Annotated in this window: 14 protein-coding genes; 8 read left to right on the forward strand and 6 right to left on the reverse strand. The window is 56.4% G+C overall.

The window, feature by feature from the left end; genetic code table 11:
• Window positions 1–1,336, reverse strand: a 1,336-nt coding sequence (locus K1Y02_11835) for a GntP family permease (GenBank protein MBX7257042.1), incomplete at its 3' end; no start/stop codon positions are given.
• Between the two features lie 151 nt (window positions 1,337–1,487).
• On the opposite strand from K1Y02_11835, the gene K1Y02_11840 reads away from it, so the two are divergent.
• The 5 genes from K1Y02_11840 (at window position 1,488) to K1Y02_11860 (ending at window position 9,107) form a co-directional block, all read left to right on the forward strand.
• Window positions 1,488–2,315, forward strand: a complete 828-nt coding sequence (locus K1Y02_11840; protein ID MBX7257043.1) for a lysophospholipase — start codon at window positions 1,488–1,490, stop codon at window positions 2,313–2,315.
• Window positions 2,316–2,352: 37 nt separating this feature from the next.
• Complete coding sequence (locus K1Y02_11845; GenBank protein MBX7257044.1) at window positions 2,353–4,152, forward strand: L-lactate permease; 1,800 nt, start codon at window positions 2,353–2,355, stop codon at window positions 4,150–4,152.
• Window positions 4,153–4,166: 14 nt separating this feature from the next.
• Window positions 4,167–5,408, forward strand: coding sequence for an SGNH/GDSL hydrolase family protein (locus tag K1Y02_11850; GenBank protein ID MBX7257045.1), 1,242 nt, complete (start codon window positions 4,167–4,169; stop codon window positions 5,406–5,408).
• A 102-nt stretch (window positions 5,409–5,510) separates the two neighbouring features.
• Window positions 5,511–8,015: an NPCBM/NEW2 domain-containing protein gene (locus tag K1Y02_11855; GenBank protein ID MBX7257046.1), complete on the forward strand. Its 2,505-nt coding sequence runs from the start codon at window positions 5,511–5,513 to the stop codon at window positions 8,013–8,015.
• 93 nt (window positions 8,016–8,108) lie between these two features.
• Entirely contained in the window at window positions 8,109–9,107 is a 999-nt protein-coding gene (locus tag K1Y02_11860) for a 3'(2'),5'-bisphosphate nucleotidase (protein ID MBX7257047.1), read from the forward strand.
• 743 nt (window positions 9,108–9,850) lie between these two features.
• Here the strand turns inward: K1Y02_11860 and K1Y02_11865 are convergent.
• The 4 genes from K1Y02_11865 to K1Y02_11880 form a co-directional block, all read right to left on the reverse strand.
• Window positions 9,851–10,801: a glucosamine-6-phosphate isomerase gene (locus tag K1Y02_11865; protein MBX7257048.1), complete on the reverse strand. Its 951-nt coding sequence runs from the start codon at window positions 10,799–10,801 to the stop codon at window positions 9,851–9,853.
• Window positions 10,802–10,927: 126 nt separating this feature from the next.
• A complete protein-coding gene (locus K1Y02_11870; protein MBX7257049.1) occupies window positions 10,928–11,536 on the reverse strand; it encodes a hypothetical protein in 609 nt (202 codons plus the stop codon).
• A 110-nt stretch (window positions 11,537–11,646) separates the two neighbouring features.
• Window positions 11,647–12,594 (reverse strand): uroporphyrinogen decarboxylase family protein, encoded by a 948-nt coding sequence (locus K1Y02_11875; protein MBX7257050.1) that lies wholly within the window; start codon window positions 12,592–12,594, stop codon window positions 11,647–11,649.
• A gap of 209 nt (window positions 12,595–12,803) precedes the next feature.
• Complete coding sequence (locus tag K1Y02_11880) at window positions 12,804–14,024, reverse strand: hypothetical protein (protein MBX7257051.1); 1,221 nt, start codon at window positions 14,022–14,024, stop codon at window positions 12,804–12,806.
• Between the two features lie 212 nt (window positions 14,025–14,236).
• On the opposite strand from K1Y02_11880, the gene K1Y02_11885 reads away from it, so the two are divergent.
• Together K1Y02_11885 and K1Y02_11890 are read left to right on the forward strand one after the other, a co-directional pair.
• Window positions 14,237–15,580, forward strand: coding sequence for a hypothetical protein (locus K1Y02_11885; GenBank protein MBX7257052.1), 1,344 nt, complete (start codon window positions 14,237–14,239; stop codon window positions 15,578–15,580).
• A 69-nt stretch (window positions 15,581–15,649) separates the two neighbouring features.
• Window positions 15,650–16,420, forward strand: coding sequence for a dienelactone hydrolase family protein (locus K1Y02_11890; GenBank protein MBX7257053.1), 771 nt, complete (start codon window positions 15,650–15,652; stop codon window positions 16,418–16,420).
• A 9-nt stretch (window positions 16,421–16,429) separates the two neighbouring features.
• Here K1Y02_11890 and K1Y02_11895 read toward each other — a convergent pair whose 3' ends face one another.
• On the reverse strand, window positions 16,430–17,203 hold the full coding sequence (locus tag K1Y02_11895) for an HAD-IIA family hydrolase (protein MBX7257054.1): 774 nt from the start codon (window positions 17,201–17,203) through the stop codon (window positions 16,430–16,432).
• A gap of 173 nt (window positions 17,204–17,376) precedes the next feature.
• Between K1Y02_11895 and K1Y02_11900 the strand changes: the two genes are divergently transcribed.
• The gene (locus tag K1Y02_11900; GenBank protein MBX7257055.1) at window positions 17,377–18,885 is read left to right on the forward strand and encodes a PQQ-dependent sugar dehydrogenase; all 1,509 of its coding nucleotides are present in this window, start codon (window positions 17,377–17,379) and stop codon (window positions 18,883–18,885) included.
• The last annotated feature ends 25 nt before the right edge of the window (window positions 18,886–18,910 follow it).

Genomic DNA, 18,910 nt, shown 5'->3' on the forward strand with positions numbered 1-18,910 from the left:
AAACAACAACCATTGCCAAAAACCAGATAACCACTGCCGCCGCGAGCCCTTCAACAAGCGTACCCAACGTCTGCAAACGGTACCCTTGGGACAATGTCATGCCCGAGAATTGGGTGACTACCCAGAAGTAACTGTCGTTTGCGTGCGACACCAGCATTCCGCCGGCACCAATGGCAACCACAGTGAGCGCCTTGCCCGCCTCCCCATCCAGCCCCAAAGCGGGCAAAAGCGGCGCGACGAGTCCGGCCGTGGTGATCATGGCCACGGTCGACGAACCCTGTGCCGTCTTTAGTCCCGCAGCGACCAACAACGGCAGCAGAATGCCAATGCCTTCATGTCCCTGGAAGCCCGTCCCAATTACGTCAGCGATCCCGGAGTTCTGCAGGACCTTGCCAAATGCCCCACCCGCGCCCGTGATAACAATGATCGAAGACGCGGATACGATTGCCTTTCCCACCAATCCATCCGTGGAAAGCAGCTTTCGGTCGAACGGTTTGGGCAACAGGAAGGCAAACAGAGCCCCGATGAGCAATGAGACGATTGGTTGACCAAGAAAGACAATCACATCGGTCAGTCTGCCCACACCCAATGGATTGCTCGGCAACTCCGCTATCGAACGGACAAGTATGAGTATGATGGGAAGCAGTATCGGCGTCAGCGACTTTGCCGTCGATGGCAAATCATCGTGCCCCTTCCTCATATCTGCCGGCTCCTCAACTTCTGGGCGAAGATCAAGCCGGCCCGCGACCTTGACTGCAAAAGTCCAACCCGCGAACGTCGCAAAAAGACCGACAATCCCACCCCAGAGAATTACCAGTCCGAGATCGGCATTGAGAACACCCGCTGCCCCCACAGGCCCTGGCGTCGGTGGAACCATCGTGTGCGTCGAGTACAGTCCCAGGCTCAAAGCGATAGCGCCCGCAGCCAGCGACACATTCGCCTTACGCGCCAACGCCTTGTTGATCGGTGACAACAACACGAATGCAGAGTCGCAGAACACAGGTATGGAAACCACGTAGCCCACGAGCGCCATAGCCAGTGGCGTGTTCTTCTCACCCGTAATCCGTAGAGCGCGCTCCGCCAATCGCAACGCCCCGCCAGACTGTTCAAGAAACGACCCGATGATGGAACCCGCCAGTATGACGATGCCTATGGCGCCTACCGTGTTCCCGAAACCCGTATTGACCGAACTCACGACATCCTTCAGCGGCATGTTTGCGCAAATACCGAAACCAAATGCGGCAGCCAGCAGCGCCAGGAAAGGATGCAGCTTCAATTTCGCAGTCGCGATCACGATGAACACGATGGAGAGAACGAGCAATGCAATAAGTAACATACTTCCCCCTCAATGGTGCGTCTCAAACCCCACACAAAGCGAGCGCATTCTTCTGCCCAAAGAGGTGCTCGGGCTGAGATTTGCATTCCACCCAGGCGCAACCCTAGCATGCTTCACGATAGACTTGCACATTGGGGAGGCGGGGAACCACGTGACCACGGGAACATTTCGCACGCACGACAACCAAGATCTCGCGACACAGTCGTGGGAAGTCGGCCAAGAGCCTCGTGCGTCGCTGATCATAATCCACGGTTTTGGCCATCATGGAGCCTGCTTTCAGGAAGTCGCTCAGCATCTCAATCACGCTGGTGTCAACGTCTACTCCTTCGACCAGCGAGGCCACGGCAAATCTCCCGGAAAGCGCGGCTTCATCAATTCATTCGACGATACGATTTCCGATGTCCGCACCTTTATGCAAAGCATCAAGGCAAATGTGGAAGGCCGCCCGCTGTTCCTGATGGGGCACAGCATGGGGGGGCTTGTTCTTGGAGTCTATGTCTTGCGTCATGCTCCAGCCGTGCGCGGTCTTATCTTCAGCAGCGCGCTGCTGAAGATCCCGGACAGTGTGCCGCCCTTCCTCATCAAGCTGGCGGCATTTCTGGGGAAGTACTTGCCGACACTGCCCGTTCAAGGCGTCAATTTCAAGGCGGTCTCGCGCGATCCGGCCGCCATCGAAGAAATGCTGAACGATCCCCTTCGCTATACGGGCCGCATGCAGGCGCGCACCGGCGCGGAAATCGGCAAGGCCATCGCCGAATTGAACGAAGGCATGGATCGTATAGAAGATCCCCTGCTTATACTCCACGGCACCGCCGACCAACTTACCGACCCTTCGGGCAGCAAGAATCTCTACGACCGATCTAAATCGACGGACAAAACGCTCCGTATATTCGAGCATGGTTACCACGAACTTTACAACGACCTCGACAAATCCGCATTCATGACCGAGATTACCGACTGGATGCTGAAGCGCTCGTGAGTAATCTCCAAGCCTAACGTAAAGAAGTACCACCAACATGTCCCCCGCTCTACTCGCAGTTCTCTCCGTACTCCCCATCTTTACCGTCGGTTTGCTCGTCGTAGGCCTGAAATGGCCCGCGAGCCGCGCGATGCCCATTTGCTACATCATCGCGGTTGCGCTTGCGCTCGGCGTGTGGAAAACGCCGGGCGCGCGGGTCGCCGCCGCTTCCATCAATGGACTCTTTGTTATGGGCACGCTGGTGTACATCATCTTCGGCGCAATTCTGCTGCTCAACACACTCAATGCCAGCGGAGCGCTGACGGTTATTCGCAACGGCTTTACGAGCGTCACGCTCGATAGAAGAATCCAGGTAATCATCGTCGCCTGGCTATTCGGGTCCTTCATCGAAGGTGCTGCGGGCTTCGGCACCCCGGCGGCATTGGCTGTTCCCCTTATGGTTGGCTTGGGTTTTCCGGCCATGGCCGCGGTCATTGCCGGATTGATCATTCAATGCACGGCCGTGTCTTTCGGTGCAGCCGGCACGCCTATTCTCCTGGGAATCGCTACCGGCCTTGGTGACGACGCCAGCGTCAAAGACTTCGCGATCGCGCACGGCTTTCAGCACACGCCCGAATTCCTGGCCCACATTGGCGTCAAGACCGCCATTCTTCACACGGTTGCAGGGACATTCGTCCCCCTGATTGTTGTCGCAATCATGACACGCATGTTTGGAGAGCGCCGCGCGTTCTCCGATGGTCTCAGGGTGTGGAAGTTCGCGGTCTTTTCCGCGTTCGCGATGACCATCCCCTACCTCATCTGCGCCTTCGCTCTCGGACCCGAGTTCCCTTCGCTCATTGGCAGTCTCGTTGGCCTCGCTGTTGTCGTTCTTGCTGCCCGCAAAGGGTTCCTGATGCCCGATAGGAACGAAGTATGGGATTTCCCTTCGCGCAACACGTGGGACGCCGAATGGTCGGGGACCCTATCGCTGGACGAGAACGACAGTCCTCCCTCGTTTGGTCTATTCCGGGCTTGGTCCCCGTACCTCCTGGTAGCGATTCTGCTCGTTTTGTCGCGACTGCGGGCGTTTCCAATCGGAGGTTGGCTGAAGCAAGCCGTCAAGATCAATGCCATGCACGTGTTCGACACCGACATCTCGATAACGTTTGAGCCCCTCTATTCTCCTGGTTCGTTCTTCATTGCCGTCTCCCTGATTACTCTATTTCTGCACCAGATGAGCCTCACTGCCTACAAACAGGCTTGGCGCACGAGCATTGGCACGGCTCTGCGCTCGTCAAAAGCACTCATCTTCACCGTCCCCATGGTCCAGGTCTTTCTCTGTTCTGACGGTGGCGCGGCAGGCTACGACAAAATGCCAATCGTACTCGCGGACGGAGTCGCGGCGCTGACGGGAACTGCCTGGCCTCTCTTCGCCCCATTCATCGGCGGCCTTGGCTCATTCATCGCCGGCAGCAATACGGTCAGCAACATGATGTTCTCGCTCTTCCAGTTCGGCATGGGGCAACACATCGGCGTCGATCCCACGTGGATCGTCGCTCTGCAAAATGCCGGTGGCGCTGCAGGAAACATGATCTGCGTCCACAACGTTGTCGCGGCCTCCGCCGTGGTAGGCCTCGACGGAAGGGAAGGTCCCATCATTCGAAAGACCCTGCTTCCCTTTGCATACTACGCACTATTTACTGGAAGTTTGGGCTACGCCATTGTGCGCTATCCCGATGCAGGCCTTTTCAATTGCGGCTCAGCCATTGCTCTGCTGATCGGAATTCTGGCCGTAACATGCGTTGTCAAGGGTGCGCGGGTTCGCTCCGGCGTAATCGGTTATACTGATCCCTCGTGACGAAAGGAGAACTTATGACTACCTGCCTCGTTCGACGCCTGCTATTCACGGCGCTGCTTTGCCTTCTACTCGTTGCAGCAGCACCCGCCGATTCCAACTTCTTCCTCAAAGATGGCGACACCGTCGACTTCTACGGAGACAGCATCACGGAACAGCGCCTGTACACCACGTACACGGAGGCGTTCGTCGCCACGCGCTATCCCGACCTTAAGGTAACGTTCTATGCGCGCGGCGTCGGCGGTGACACTACGTGGGGTGGTTGGATGGGCACAAGCGAAGTCCGCGTCAAACGAGACGTTAAACCGGACAAGCCCACCGTCATTACCGTCATGTTGGGCATGAACGATGCCGGTTACGTTCCCTACGATCCCAAGATTCTTGCGACCTACCAGGAGTGGTACGGGAAGCTCATAGGCTTTCTGCAAGCTGCCGCGCCCCGCGCGCGATTCACACTGATTGGGACTTCCCCGTACGACCAATGGGCGCACCCGGAGGCTGAGCGCAAAGGCTACAACGACACCCTCCTTAAATACGTGGACCACGTGAAGTGGCGTGCCGAGCAACACCATTTTGGATTTGTCGACTTCAACGCTCCGGTCACCAACGCTATTCAGGCTGCATTGGCCGCGAACGACCCCAAGGCGAACACCTTCGTCCCCGATACCATTCACCCTGGCCCCAGCGGACAACTGGTCATGGCCGCCGCGCTGCTGAAAGGATGGAACGCGAATGGCGTCGTGAGCGATGTAGTCATTGATGCAGCCTCTGGCTCGGTCACAAAAGCCGAGAATGCCTGCGTGTTCAAGTTCAAGGATCTTGCGTGGTCGCAGAAGGACCACGCCCTTCCATTCCCGGCCGACGAGTCAATGGAACTGGCTCTCAAGTACTCCGATTTCACCGACGCCTTAAACCGTCAAATGCTCACCGTGCGCGGCCTGCAAACCGGAAAGTACCGGCTTGAGATCGATGGCAAAGCTGTCGTCGAGCTTCCCGCAGAAGACTGGGCCAAAGGCGTAAATCTCGCCGTCCTCGACACGCCCATGCGCGCACAAGCCAGCAAAGTGCTCGCGGAAACTGTGAAGCGCAACGATGCGCTCTTTACCCGCTGGCGCAATGTCGAGTTTCAACTTGCCGACTATCGAGCTTCTAAACAGGCGGCCGCTGCGCTCAAGAAAGTCGAGAAGGAAATCGCGCGGAAGCGCCATAACTTGGCTCAACCTCAGAAGCATGAATACAAACTCGTGAAGATTCAGTAATCGCATAACCATAACCCTCGCCGGTCATCTTGGCCGGCGAGGGTTGCACTCGTGTAGAAGTCACAGTTGCCAGACCGTCAACTCTTCCAGGGGGGAATTCAGATGAAGGTGTGGTTCGCAATCGCTCTCCTAGCTTTTGCAGTCTTGGTACCAGCCCAACCCTCCCTCGCAACTCCGGCCGAAATGGCAGGCTTGGGACAATGGACATCGGCAAATTTCGACTGCGCGGCCTCTTACACCCCGCCAGCAAGTCTGACAATCAAGGAGCACTTTGACATTGTCTGGCAAAACTGCAGAGTCGACAAGCCGCTCACGCTGGGCGCTGTGCAATTCGACCGTGGACTCTTCACACATGCTCCAAGCGACATCCTGGTGAAATTACCTGGAGCAGCAAAGGAATTCACCGCCGTGGTGGGCATCGACACCAATGCGCAAACCCGCGGCAATTCAGGCAGCGTCATATTTTCCGTCGTTGCCAACGGAGCGCCTGTCTTCACATCCCCCACGATTCGCGAGGGCATGCCACCTCATTCCGTACAAGTCGATTTGGCGGGAGCCACCGAATTCAATCTTCGCGTGAGCGATGCCGGCGATGGTATCAGTTGCGATCAGGCAATTTGGGCGAATGCAAAAGTTGAGTTGTCCGATGGCCGCACATATTGGTTGGGCGACCTCCCCATCGTACAAGGCCAGGATGAACCGGCGTTCACTCAAGGACCTCCCTTCTCCTTTCAGTATGGTGACAAATCTTCCACGGAAGTACTGTCGCGTTTTGAGAAGCATTCCTCAACCGGCCAACTTGACGACAATCGGCTTCGCCACGAAATCATCTACCGAGATCCGGTAACGTCGCTTGAGATTCGCTGCATCGTCGTAGAATACTTCGACTTTCCCACCGTCGAATGGACGTTGTACTTTAAGAACGCAGGCGCCAAAGACACGCCGATCCTGTCGAATGTCCTTCCTCTCGACACGACCTTCACGCGCCTCGCCGATGACGTATATGCGCGTTTTGCGCGCCCCGGCGAGTTTGCTCTGCATCATCACACCGGCAGCAACTGCGTCCCCGATGACTACGAGCCTCACGAAACCGTTCTGAAGGCCAAGGAAGTCAAGACACTTACGTCTGCGGGTGGACGCGGCAGCAATGGAGTCTTCCCTTACTTCAACATCGAGTGGCCCGGACAAGGTGTCATCGCAGTTGTTGGCTGGCCCGGACAGTGGTCCGCATCGTTTACGCGCGATGAAGGCGCCAATCTACGGATTAGAGCAGGCCAAGAGCTGACGCATTTCACGTTGCATCCAGGCGAGGAAGTGCGCACGCCCCTCGTGGTACTTCAGTTCTGGAACGGTAATCGTGAAGACGCCCAGAATACCTGGCGCAGATGGATGATTGCGCACAATGTCCCGCGCCAGAATGGCAAGCTGTGCACGATGCACCTGGCGGGATGTTCTTCGCATTTCTTTGGCGAAATGGTAACCGCGGATGAGGCCAGCCAGATTCAATTCATCGACCGATACGTCGAAGAGAAAATACCTCTCGATTATTGGTGGATGGACGCAGGTTGGTACTTCAACAAGTCCGGTTGGCCGAACACCGGAACCTGGGAAGTCGACACCAAACGATTCCCGCGCGGGCTGCGCGCCATAACCGACCACGCCCATTCCAAGGGCATCAAGTCAATCGTATGGTTTGAGCCGGAACGCGTCACGCCGGGAACGTGGCTGTACGATACACACCCAGAATGGCTATTGGGCAAAGACGGCGAACAGAAACTACTCAACCTGGGCAATCCCGATGCATGGACATGGCTTGTGGATCACACGGACAAGCTGCTGACCGAGCAAGGCATTGACCTCTATCGCCAAGACTTCAACATGGACCCGCTCGCGTACTGGCGCAATAACGATGCTCCAGATCGTCAGGGCATTACCGAAATTGGCCATATAACCGGATACCTGGCGTTCTGGGACGAATTGCTCAAGCGTCACCCGGATCTTCGCATTGACTCATGCGCCAGCGGCGGCAGGCGAAACGATCTCGAAACCATGCGCCGTTCCGTACCTTTGTGGCGAACCGATTACATCCTCGAACCTATCGGAACGCAATGCTGCACCTATGGAATCTCCTCCTGGATACCTTTCCACGGTACCGGCGAGAAATTCGCGGACGCCTATCTCTTCCGCAGCATGATGACGCCCTATCCCAACTGTCTATGGGATGCGCGCAGTAAAGACCTCGATTACAACGAGCTTCGACGACTCGTGACCCAGTGGAAGCAAGTCGCCCCGAATTACGCCGGAGACTTCTATCCACTCACGCCATACAGTCTTTCAGCGGATGCGTGGATGGCGTGGCAGTTCGATCGTCCGGAAGTAGGCGAAGGCATGATTCAAGTCTTCCGGCGTGATGCGAGTATCTATCGCTCTGTTGATCTGACATTAAAGGGTCTTGACCGTACCGCAACCTATATCGTCACGGACCTCGATGCTCCCGACAATCCCCGCAAGATCGTGGGCGCCGAACTTCTGGATAAGGGACTCTTTGTGGAAATCCCCTTAAGACCAGGTTCGGTTCTGTTCACCTACAAACGCGCGACACCCTAACTTCGCAAATAGGAGAATCAGGAGTTTGCTTTTCCCCGGGCGCGTATTTCGCTACTATACCGCGTTCTACGTAGGCAACCTGGGAGAAGATCGATGACTTTGGATGTTCAACGCCCCGAAGTGGCGTTCGCGATTGATGCAGTCCGCCTGGCTACGCAAGTTGCGAAAGAAGTACAGCGGGAACTCGTGGGACAAAGCCTCGCCAAAGAAGACAAATCCCCCGTGACCGTCGCCGACTTCGCCGCCCAGGCAATTGTCGGATTCATGCTCGACCGTTCATTCCCCAACGATCCCTTGGTTGCTGAGGAAGACTCCGAGTCGCTGCGCGCACCCGACAACTCGAAGATGCTCTCTCAGGTCGCCCGGTTCGTAGGCCAACATCTGGCCTACGCGACTCCGGAGACGGTCTGCCAATGGATCGATCGCGGCGCGGGCGAATCTGCCAATCGCTTCTGGACTCTCGATCCTATCGACGGAACGAAAGGGTTCCTGCGCGCCGATCAATATGCGATTGCTTTGGCGCTCATCGTCGATGGCAACGTGGAAGTCGGCGTGCTCGGATGCCCCAATCTCACCAATGCATACACGCCGGAACATGACGGCCCCGGTTCGCTGGTTGTTGCCGTTCGCGGACAAGGCACCTGGACGCGCGCGCTCGAAGGCGGCGAATGGACGCGCCTTGCCGTTTCGAACACGAGCAACCCCGCCGATGCGCGCATCCTGCGAAGCGTGGAAGCGGCGCACACCAATATCAGTGAAGTCGATCTCGTGGCCCAACGTCTCGGCGTACAGGCGCCCGCTGTCAAGATGGATAGCCAGGCAAAATATGCCGTCATGGCTGCCGGCGCAGGAGAGATTCTGTTTCGCCTGCTCTCTCCAAAGCGGCCTGACTACAAGGAAAAGATCTGGGACCAAGCGGCGGGGTCGCTCGTGATCGAAGAAGCCGGTGGTCGCATCACCGACCTTCAAGGCAAACCGCTCGACTTCACCCAAGGCCGTACACTATCCAGAAACACCGGGGTACTCGCTTCCAACAAGTTGCTGCACGATGCGGCCTTGAATGCTCTCATGCAAGAAGGCGCTGCTTCATAAAAGTTGTGGTATACTCCCTCAGAATCACAAAGCGTTGCACATCAGAATTCGCATTTCGAATTCGTGTGTTTCCTCCTGCAAGGCATCACGCAAAGAAACAAGTAGTCGTTCGCGCTGTACAGTAGAGGGTCTCGCAGAGCGCCTCGGTCGCTGTGCCCTGCTAGTCCTTGGTTCTCTCTGAATGAAGGATTACCAATGAGGCATACAGCAATGAAGCCCCATGCGCCAATGCTGTTCAAATTGGCTTTCTCGATACCGATTGTTCTCGGAATCATGCTTCTGGCGTCGGGTTGTCCGCCGCAAACTCTCTAGTCGCATTACGCTCCTAAGCAGTCGCCAGGGGAATCAATCTCTTGGTCGTGAATCCACGGTGTCTCATAGAGGAGATCTAGAAATGACTTTGATGAAGATGTTTGTCGCGTTTCTTTTTGTCGTTGGCCTCACAGTACTTGCCTCGGGATGTCCCCCGATCAGTTGACAAGTCACCCGCAACCACAACATGGAGAACCACAGATGAAGAAGACCGGCTTGAAAGCAATCCAGTTTGCAGTCGCTACGGCAATCGTTTTGGGAATCACGCTTCTCTCGGCGGGATGTCCGCCCATAAAAATGTAGACAGCATTCGACGGCGCATCATGCTGCCCACGTTTGGCACCTATCGGCTGCAATGAACGAGCGCCAAAAAGTAACGCGGGGAATCCACGCTTATCTAAACGTGGGTTCCCCGCGAATGCATTTATGGGTTAGTTACACTCCGCCTCAAGAGGTCCAGCCAGTTCCTTCAGGAAGAACAGCCGTCCAGGCAACGTAGGCATGAACGTACTGGGAATCCACGGCGTCGGGGAATGATGCAGCGATGCCCACAACGACATCCCCTGCCACATCATGCCGCGTCCCAGCGCTCCATCCGCGCCGCCGATCACGCGATCGGACTTCAGGAACAGACCTGGTCCAACCGTGTTCGCGGTCGCGGGCACAAGTGTGGTCCGGCTCTTGAACGACGTAATCGCATTCTGTTCGATGGTGAGCGGACACAACATTGCGCCCAATCGGTACTCAGCCTTCTTCCACTCATCCACCGACTTGTACTCGGCGGCAAAATGCGGCTCCCAGAAAGCGATATGGCACGCACGCCCGATGCCATACACAGTCACAAGACGGGCCCCGGCCTTCTTCAGCGCGCGAATCTGCTCACCGTACTTCGGCAGCGAGGACTTCGTCGCAAAGTGCCGCTGCGACTTCGGCACGGACAACTTACCCAACGGCCCATAGAACGCCTGCTCCATGGCATTCTGGAATGCACCTGGATCGTTTGAGGGAAGCGTATTTCCTTTGTGGTCGCTCCACTCGTCCATGTTGAACCCATGCATGTGCTTGCAGTCCACGCCCCACTCTTTCAAGAAATACACTGCCCAGCGGTACATACCCATTGGACCCACCGGGAGAATAAATGCAATCTGCTGCTTCTTTTCTTTGGCCTGGCAGATTTCCATCGCGATTTCGTGTCCCAGCATCATGTCGAAATCGGCCAGCGTTTCACACGAAACCGGCTCGAACTTCTTGTTCCACCAGGATTCGCGCTTCACAATCGTCTCCGGCTTGCGCGAACAGATTTCGTCCAGCTTCTTCAAGTCCCAACCCGCTGGAAAGAACCCTTCCAGAAGCGACCCTTTGAGTGTCGTCACGAGATTGATGCTCACGTCTCATCTCCTTCTGCGTATCGGTCATACCACTAAATGACGCTCTTTCTTCCGCCGCCTCTCCGGCAGAAGAGACGTGTATCTATGATACACGCTTGGCCTCGCGTGAGCATAGGCCAATCAAGCCGTGTTTCGGTCATTCTCGCGCGGCCACACCAGCCAAACGTAGGCCCCCGCCAAGGCAAGAAAGCTAATCGCAACATATGCCCAACCTTCGGCCCGCTTCTGCGTCAGCCCCATCGCTACTGTGTATTTGGACAGACCTATGGCTCCCAGGAGCAGTATGCACAGCAAACACGCTGTTAATGCCGTAACCGATACGAGCAGTAACCCGTATCCGGCGGGCTTCTCCCTTCCCACCAGAGCCCGTATTGCGATCCCGTACGGCAGAGCACTCACTGCAAATGCCGCAAACCACTGCAGCATTGCTTTCGTCGTGCTTGCATCCGAAAGCCCTCCTTGCGGGATTTCGGTACTGAATACGTGCAGTCTTGCCTCTCCACTCATAAGCGAGATAAAGCCGTTCCTGAACGCGATCACCAACATGAGGGCCAAGACCGCCAAGGGAATGACCATTGCCAACCTTGCGCGGGTGCTCAAAGTCTCAATGCGAAGGACCTTGAAAGGTAGGAAGCGTTGAAGTGCAATCACGGCGATCGCGCAACACAAGACACATGAAACCAGGAAATAGACCCCAATCACGGCCAAGTCGAAATGTTCCGCAAGCATGACAGCACCCCCGGCCAAACATGGAGAACACCAGCACCAAGTACTTTATACCATAAAGCCATCAACACTGTCAATCGCCGAGATTACACCGCTTGTATCCCCTACGCGCCTTACTTGACCCAGGCCCGCCCCGCCTGCATAAACGCGTCGATATTCTCCAAAGGAGTTTCTGCTGGCAAATCGCAACCCGTACCCAAAACGAAATTGGGATACGGAGCCATCTTCTCCAGCAGATCGTTCACTTCTCGCCGAACGTCTTCCGGGGTCCCGCTGAGCATGGTCGTCGCGGGGCAGATATTTCCAATCACCGCCACACTCTGTGGCAGACTCTCCGCCACAAACTTCAGGTCCACACCCGTTCCCGGCGAGTCCAGACTCAGACCATCCACGCCCGCTTGTGCCATGATTTCAAACACGTGCATGGTGTTACCGCAAGTGTGATAAATGGAGCTCACGCCTGAAGCGCGGCACATCCCTGCGATTGCCTTTACGTGCTCGGCAGAATGCCGCCGGAACTGGTCCGGCCCGAGCATCACGGCGCTCGGTTCAAGCATGCAAATGACCTGCGCTCCCGCGCCAATCAGTTGCCGCACGTACGTCGTAATGGTCTCCCGGCTGAATTGCGTGAGCACATCCATCTTCTCAGGCTCGGCAATGGTCGCCATGGCCGCATCGTCGGCCCCCATAATCAGACCGGTGAGCGAATAGGGTCCCGCCACGTAAGCGCCTACAAGGACTTCCTGCGGCAACAACGAGCGCATCCGCCTCACCGTCTCGACACAACTCATCACGCGGCTGTCCGACGCGATATCGATGCCTCGCAGTTCATCCAAATCGTCCATTGAAAAGTGGTCTTTGGGCACAGTCGCGGAATCGTGCCGCGGGAAGATCGTGTACCGACCCAAGGCATTTGCTTCAACGGACAGATCCATCAACGGAAAGATTAGGTCGGGGTGAAACCGCTCAACCAGGCTTCGCACCGCACGGAAGTGCGCCCAGTGGTTCTGTTGGGCGACCTTGATGGTCGTGCCGACCATCTCCACTCCGGGGAAGCCCATAAGAGGGACTACAAGTCTTTTCCCCTTCTGATACGCGCTACATGCCAATGCGGCGACAGAATTCTCGTTCACGATAACAAGCTCCCCTGACTCCCCCCCCGAGGCGTGCGAGCGGGAGTATACAGGAGCGTATCACGCAACCGCCAAGTTACAAGACCGGACAAGCGCTACGACCGGGCTCTATCGGACGTCAAGCGCCGTTGGTTCAATCACGGCAATGTCAGCGGGAGTCCAGTATTTCCGTCTTCGTCCGTTTTCACCATATATACGGACCAGTCATCGCTGTCGCTGTCATACTGCGACCCAGCCAGACAGTACCCACCCCAGGATGACTCGATTATCGCGGCGCCGCTCGCCCGCGTTCCGCGGCTTTCCCCGAATCGGCGCGACCACTCGTCTACGCCATTCTCGTCTGTCTTCAACATGAGTGCCGCATCCCCTTCGTCTCCGGAGAAGATGAACCCTCCGCCGCTGCACGGCATTACCGATAGCAACCAGCAAGTCTGTGCGGGGCGGTCATAGAGGAACGACCATACCTCGTTTCCATCTCCGTCTGTCCTTACGGCAAACCCATCGTCTTCATCGAGAGGATCTAGCGCCGAGCCGGACGCCGCTCCCGCCATAACGTAGCCGCCGTCCCCAGACAAACAGATATCGAAGCCAGCGGCATTCTCGCCAAATTCCTCGATCCAACTGGCAATCCCGTTCTCATCCGTCTTGACGAGGCACATCGTCGCCGTATATCCCGGCGGCGAGTCCGCCAGAGGATCGACTAGGATTCGCTGCCCGGTGATGGCGTATCCGCCGTCTGCCGCCTGCACAACGCCAACTCCAATTTCTTCTCCGCCATAGTCGATACCTCTCGTCCAATCCGCGACACCATCGGCATCGGTCTTAACAAGATAGATGTCTTGATTACCGCTCTGTATGTTGATGCTTGTGCCTACCAGTATGTAACCGCCGTCTTTCGTCTTGCCCAAACCCAAGACAGTCTCATCATCCGCGGTCCCATACGTCCTGAACCATTGGTAGGCTCCGGCTCCATCCACTTTGAGCAGGCAAGCATCCAATTCACCTGCGCCAAACGACGTGGTCGTCCCTGCGACGACAATCCCGCCGTCATCGGCCTGCGCGATACGGTATCCCTTCTCAAACTCGAATCCGCCGTACGTGTAGTACCAGGATTGATTCCCGTTCGACGTTACTTTTAATAGGTACAGATCGCCGTTCGTTGTTCCGTACGAATAAGTCGTTCCCGCGACAGCATATCCTCCTTCGAAGGTCTGCGTCAGATCCTTCCCGTAGTCGCTGTGCGTTCCTCCGTACGTGCGGATCCACCCGCTGACGAGCGGTGGACATCCCGCGAGCAAAAGAAGGTTGAATAGAGCGAGCAAGACACATGAAGTGCGGGAAAGCTGAGAAGTTTTCATGGCGCCCCACCGTTCCTGATTACTACCTAACGCTACACATCCCCATATTTGTATAGATCTAAACACTGCTTTTGTCAATGAAAATGCGCCGTCATCGCCGCATCCAGAGCCGGTTCTGACACAACGCGAAGCGCCCGAATTGTCTCCGATGTCGGCTTCTGCTAGTGTCCGAAAACGGTTCAGAGCGCATAACCACACAGGAGTGAGTCAACATGCCGTCACTAGGTCTTGCGATTGTCTTGTGTCTCCTGCCCGCACAGAGCGATCACACGGCGGCCATTCTCTCGCCAGACGACATGAACTTTCTCACCGATATGACTTCCGCCGTCGTTCAGGAATCGCGAGTTCCCGCCAATGCCTCCGTGGGTGCGATCGGTCCCAACATCACAGGCAACACGCTCATTCGACCCGGCGGCCGGCACGACTACCCTGCCTTCTGGATTCGCGACTACGCCATGTCTATTGAGTCCGGAGCGATTACCGTCGAAGAACAGAAGCACATGCTGTATCTGACGGCCAAGCACCAGTCCGATTCGGACCAGACACTCAAAAGCGGAAGTCTGGTTCCCAAGGGTTCCATAGCGGACCACATCACCTTTGGCGACAAACCCATCTATTACCCTGGAACCCTCGACGACTTCGAAGGACAAGGCGGTGAACGCTGGGGAAAGTTGCCCGCATTGGACGACGCCTTCTTCTTCATCCACATGGCCGCAAACTATCTCGCCGTGGTGAAGGACCCCAGCTTTCTGAACGACGACGTTAACGGAAAGCCCCTCAAACAACGGTTGGAGGAGGCCTATCGCATGCCCCCGTCTCGTGAAGACAACGGATTGGTCACCGTCACCGAAGCCACGCGCGGAGTAACGTTCGGATTCGTGGATTCCATTTATCACACGGGGGATTTGCTTTTCTGTTCCTTGCTCAAATACCGCGCTGCGGGCGAATTGTCGCTGATTTTCGGAGAACTTGGCGACAAGGCAAAGGAGGAAATCTACGGGCAAGAGCGACAGAAATTACGCGATGCCATTACGGCAACCTTCGCGCTCCCTTCTGGTTTCTACAAAGCGTCAACGGGACTAAGCGCTCAACCCGATGTGTGGGGCACGGCCTTCGGAGTCTTCGTAAGTGCCTTCCCTGATCCCCAATCCAAATCGGCCTGCACCGCCCTCGCTCAGGCGTACGCAAACGGGTCTATTGCCTATCGTGGCAACATCCGCCACGTACCCACTACCGACGACTTCAGCACAGAGACGGCTTGGGAAAAAGGAGGTGGCCCAAAGAACCGCTACCAAAACGGCGCATACTGGGGTACGCCCACGGGTTGGGTTTGCTACGCCATCTCCAAAGTCGATGTTCCAGCATCAAAGAAGCTGGCCTCGGAATATGTGGCTGAACTTCGCGAAGGCGATTTCCGCAAGGGTCCCGATTTCGGCTCGCCGTGGGAGTGCTTCCACCCCGATGGCAATTTCCGTCAGAACCCCATTTATATGACCAGCGTCACCTGTCCGATTTTCGCCTTTCACCGGATCAATTTAGAACTCGCTCAATATTGACTCGCGGCTTCCGCTCGGATAGCCTTTTGTTGCTGCAAACGGCCCCTCACAACCGAGAGGAACCTGGTCATGAGACTCGCGTGCCTAATTCTTCCTGTCGTATTAGCTGTTCCTGCGTTCGCCGCCATCAAAACGGAATCTGTCGAGTACAAAGACGGCGATACGCTGCTCGAGGGATACATCGCCTACGATGACGCTTCGACAGATAAACGCCCCGGAATCCTGATCGTGCATGCATGGTGGGGATTGGGCAACCAATCGAAAGACACGGCCAAGCGTCTCGCTGAACTAGGCTACGTCGGTTTCGCCGTCGACATGTACGGCAAAGGGGTTCTCGCCAAGACTCGCGACGAGGCAATGAAACTTTCGGGGCCCTTTCGCGAAGACCGCGCATTGATGCGCAGGCGAGTGAAGGCCGCTTTGGAAACCCTCAAGAAGAATCCACTGGTAGACACAAGCCGAATCGCCGCGCTCGGCTACTGTTTCGGCGGCACTACCGTACTTGAGTTGGCGCGAAGCGGCGAACCGATCCAGGGAGTTGTCAGCTTCCACGGCGGCCTAAACACGCCCAACGTCGAAGATGCGAAGAACATCAAAACGAAAGTTCTCGTCTTGCACGGCGCCGACGATCCTGCCGTGCCGCAAGAGGAAGTCCTCGCGTTTCAAGACGAAATGAGAAAGGCCAACGTCGACTGGCAAATGATCGCATACGGCGGTGCCGTTCACAGCTTCAGCGACCCCGAAGCCAATTCACCGCCTACGTCCGTCTACAACGAGAAAGCCGCGCGCCGATCCTGGGAAGCCATGAAACAATTCCTGTCCGAGATCTTCGCGCGGTAGCGTCATCCTTTACGGGACGATTTCTCCAACGGATTTGACGATCTGTGTCGGCTGATACGGAAACCGGGCAATATCAGTCTCGCGCGTCATCCCTGTCAACACCAGAATCGTCTCCATGCCCGACTGGACACCCGCGACAATATCCGTGTCCATGCGGTCACCGACCATAACCGTGTGCTCGGAATGAACGCCCAAGTAATTCAACGCCGTGCGCATCATAAGCGGATTCGGCTTCCCCACGAAGAAGGGTTTCATCCCGCTGGCCGATTCGATCAATGCGGCCATGGCGCCGCATGCGGGCACGGTCCCCGATTCTGACGGCCCCGATGGATCGGGGTTCGTCGCGATAAAATGCGCGCCGCGCTCAACAAACCGAATCGCCTTGGTCACCGTCTCAAAGTTGTAGCTCAAGGTCTCGCCTAGAACCACATACTCAGGGTCATGGTCGGTGATAACAAAGCCTGCCTCGTGAAGCGCGCTCGTCAATCCACTCTCGCCAATCACATAAACCGTCACGCCGCCCTTTCGCGCCTTCTGCGATGACAAGAACTTGGCCGTCGCCATCGCAGAAGTGAATATGTGGTCCGGCGGAATATCCAGACCAATGATCCGCAGGCGATGCGAGAGGTCCCTCTGGGTAAATATGGGGTTGTTCGTAAGCACGAGAAACTTGTAGCCACCCTCGTGCAGTTTCTTTATGAAGCTCTCCGCTCCAGGGATGACGTTTCGGCCACTCACCAATACCCCATCCATGTCGATGAGATAGTTCTTCTTGGTTTCCATACTTCCTCTTTCCGCAACAGGTTTGCCCGGCAGGTAATGCCGATACGGTATCACATAATGCCGTTCGACTTCCCTTGGCTCATTCAAGGAATGAACCTATGTGCTTTGTACGTTAGTCAAGTGTGCAAGAGGGGACAGTCCACCTTTTCATACTCTCCATAGCTGCAAGGAAGATGAAAACTGTGAAATCAGCAATTCGCGTCCACGCATTACCTTACGTACTCCCATTCTCAATTCTCTTGACCTTCGCGGGAGTCTCCAGCGCCCAACAACTCACCACGGAGCTTGTTGCCTCAGGGTTCAACAACCCGCTCTTCCTGACTTCTCCCCCAAATGACACACATCGGCTCTTCGTTGTCGAGCAGAATACAGCGCGTATTCGTATCATCAAGGATGGCACCGTACTCTCGACACCTTTCCTCGACATCAACTCGCTTGTATCGAGTGGAGGTGAGCGCGGCCTTCTTGGACTCGCATTCCACCCCAACTACGCGTCCAACGGCTACTTCTACGTGAACTACACCGACAACAGCGGCAACACCGTTGTGCAGCGATTCACAGCCTCCGCCAATCCAGACATCGCCGACAGCGGCAGCGGACAGATCCTCTTTACGCTTACACAACCCTATTCCAACCACAACGGCGGCATGATGGCGTTCGGTCCAAACGACGGCTACCTCTACATCGCCACCGGTGACGGCGGCAGTTCCAACGATCCAGATAACCGGGCTCAAAACCTGTCCGATCCTATGGGGAAGATTCTCCGAATCGATGTCGACTCGGGCAGTCCCTACGCAATTCCGCCCTCGAACCCCTTCGTCTCCACCGTAGGTGCAGATGACCGCATCTGGGCATACGGGCTGCGCAATCCCTGGCGCTTCAGTTTCGACAGCCTGACCGGGGATTTCTATATTGCCGACGTGGGACAAGGCGCCCGTGAAGAGATCGATTTCCAGCCTGCATCCAGCCCCGGCGGAGAAAACTACGGGTGGAAGGTCGCCGAAGGTTTCGCGTGCCGAGGTGGTTCGGGAACCTGTGGCACCGATCCCGGTTTTACTCCCCCATTCTTCGATTACACGCATTCCGACGGACATTCGATCACCGGCGGCTATGTCTATCGAGGCAGCCGCATCGCTGGCCTTCAGGGAACCTACTTCTTTGCCGACTTTAGTTTCTCCCGGATATGGTCCCTGCGCTACGACGGCGCCAACGTCTCTCAGTTTCAGGAACGCACTTCCGAACTTGACCCTCCAGGCGCGTCGCAAATCAGCTTCATCGCTTCATTTGGAGAGGATGCGAACGGAGAGCTTTACGTGATGGATTACGGCGACGGAGAAATCTATCGCATCATCGCCATTGACGAAGACGAGGACGGCCTGACCAACGAGCAAGAACTGCTCCTGGGCACCGACCCGAACAATGCAGATACGGACAACGACGCCCTTTCCGATGGGGCGGAACTTAACACCTACTCAACCGATCCTCTGGATCCCGACTCCGATGCAGATGGCGCGCCCGACGGCCCCGAAGTGTCTCTTGGCACAGACCCCAACAACGGATCGGAGTTCCCGGCGCTTTCTGCGGAATCCACCTGGGCATTGCTGACGCTTCTGATCATCGTGATGGTCTCGGGCACGGTAGCCATGCGCGGATTCAAACGATATCGCACAAGCGCTCTCTGACACCTCGGCGGACAGTTGCGACCCT

This window comes from Candidatus Hydrogenedentota bacterium, assembly GCA_019695095.1.
GTDB lineage: Bacteria > Hydrogenedentota > Hydrogenedentia > Hydrogenedentales > SLHB01 > JAIBAQ01.

Coding starts and splice junctions, on each gene's coding strand:
- K1Y02_11845 (MBX7257044.1), top strand. CDS start 2,353: ATGTCCCCCGCTCTACTCGCAGTTCTCTCCGTACTCCCCATCTTTACC.
- K1Y02_11850 (MBX7257045.1), top strand. CDS start 4,167: ATGACTACCTGCCTCGTTCGACGCCTGCTATTCACGGCGCTGCTTTGC.
- K1Y02_11855 (MBX7257046.1), top strand. CDS start 5,511: ATGAAGGTGTGGTTCGCAATCGCTCTCCTAGCTTTTGCAGTCTTGGTA.
- K1Y02_11860 (MBX7257047.1), top strand. CDS start 8,109: ATGACTTTGGATGTTCAACGCCCCGAAGTGGCGTTCGCGATTGATGCA.
- K1Y02_11870 (MBX7257049.1), bottom strand. CDS start 11,536: ATGCTTGCGGAACATTTCGACTTGGCCGTGATTGGGGTCTATTTCCTG.
- K1Y02_11875 (MBX7257050.1), bottom strand. CDS start 12,594: ATGGGCTTCCCCGGAGTGGAGATGGTCGGCACGACCATCAAGGTCGCC.
- K1Y02_11880 (MBX7257051.1), bottom strand. CDS start 14,024: ATGAAAACTTCTCAGCTTTCCCGCACTTCATGTGTCTTGCTCGCTCTA.
- K1Y02_11885 (MBX7257052.1), top strand. CDS start 14,237: ATGCCGTCACTAGGTCTTGCGATTGTCTTGTGTCTCCTGCCCGCACAG.
- K1Y02_11890 (MBX7257053.1), top strand. CDS start 15,650: ATGAGACTCGCGTGCCTAATTCTTCCTGTCGTATTAGCTGTTCCTGCG.
- K1Y02_11895 (MBX7257054.1), bottom strand. CDS start 17,203: ATGGAAACCAAGAAGAACTATCTCATCGACATGGATGGGGTATTGGTG.
- K1Y02_11900 (MBX7257055.1), top strand. CDS start 17,377: ATGAAAACTGTGAAATCAGCAATTCGCGTCCACGCATTACCTTACGTA.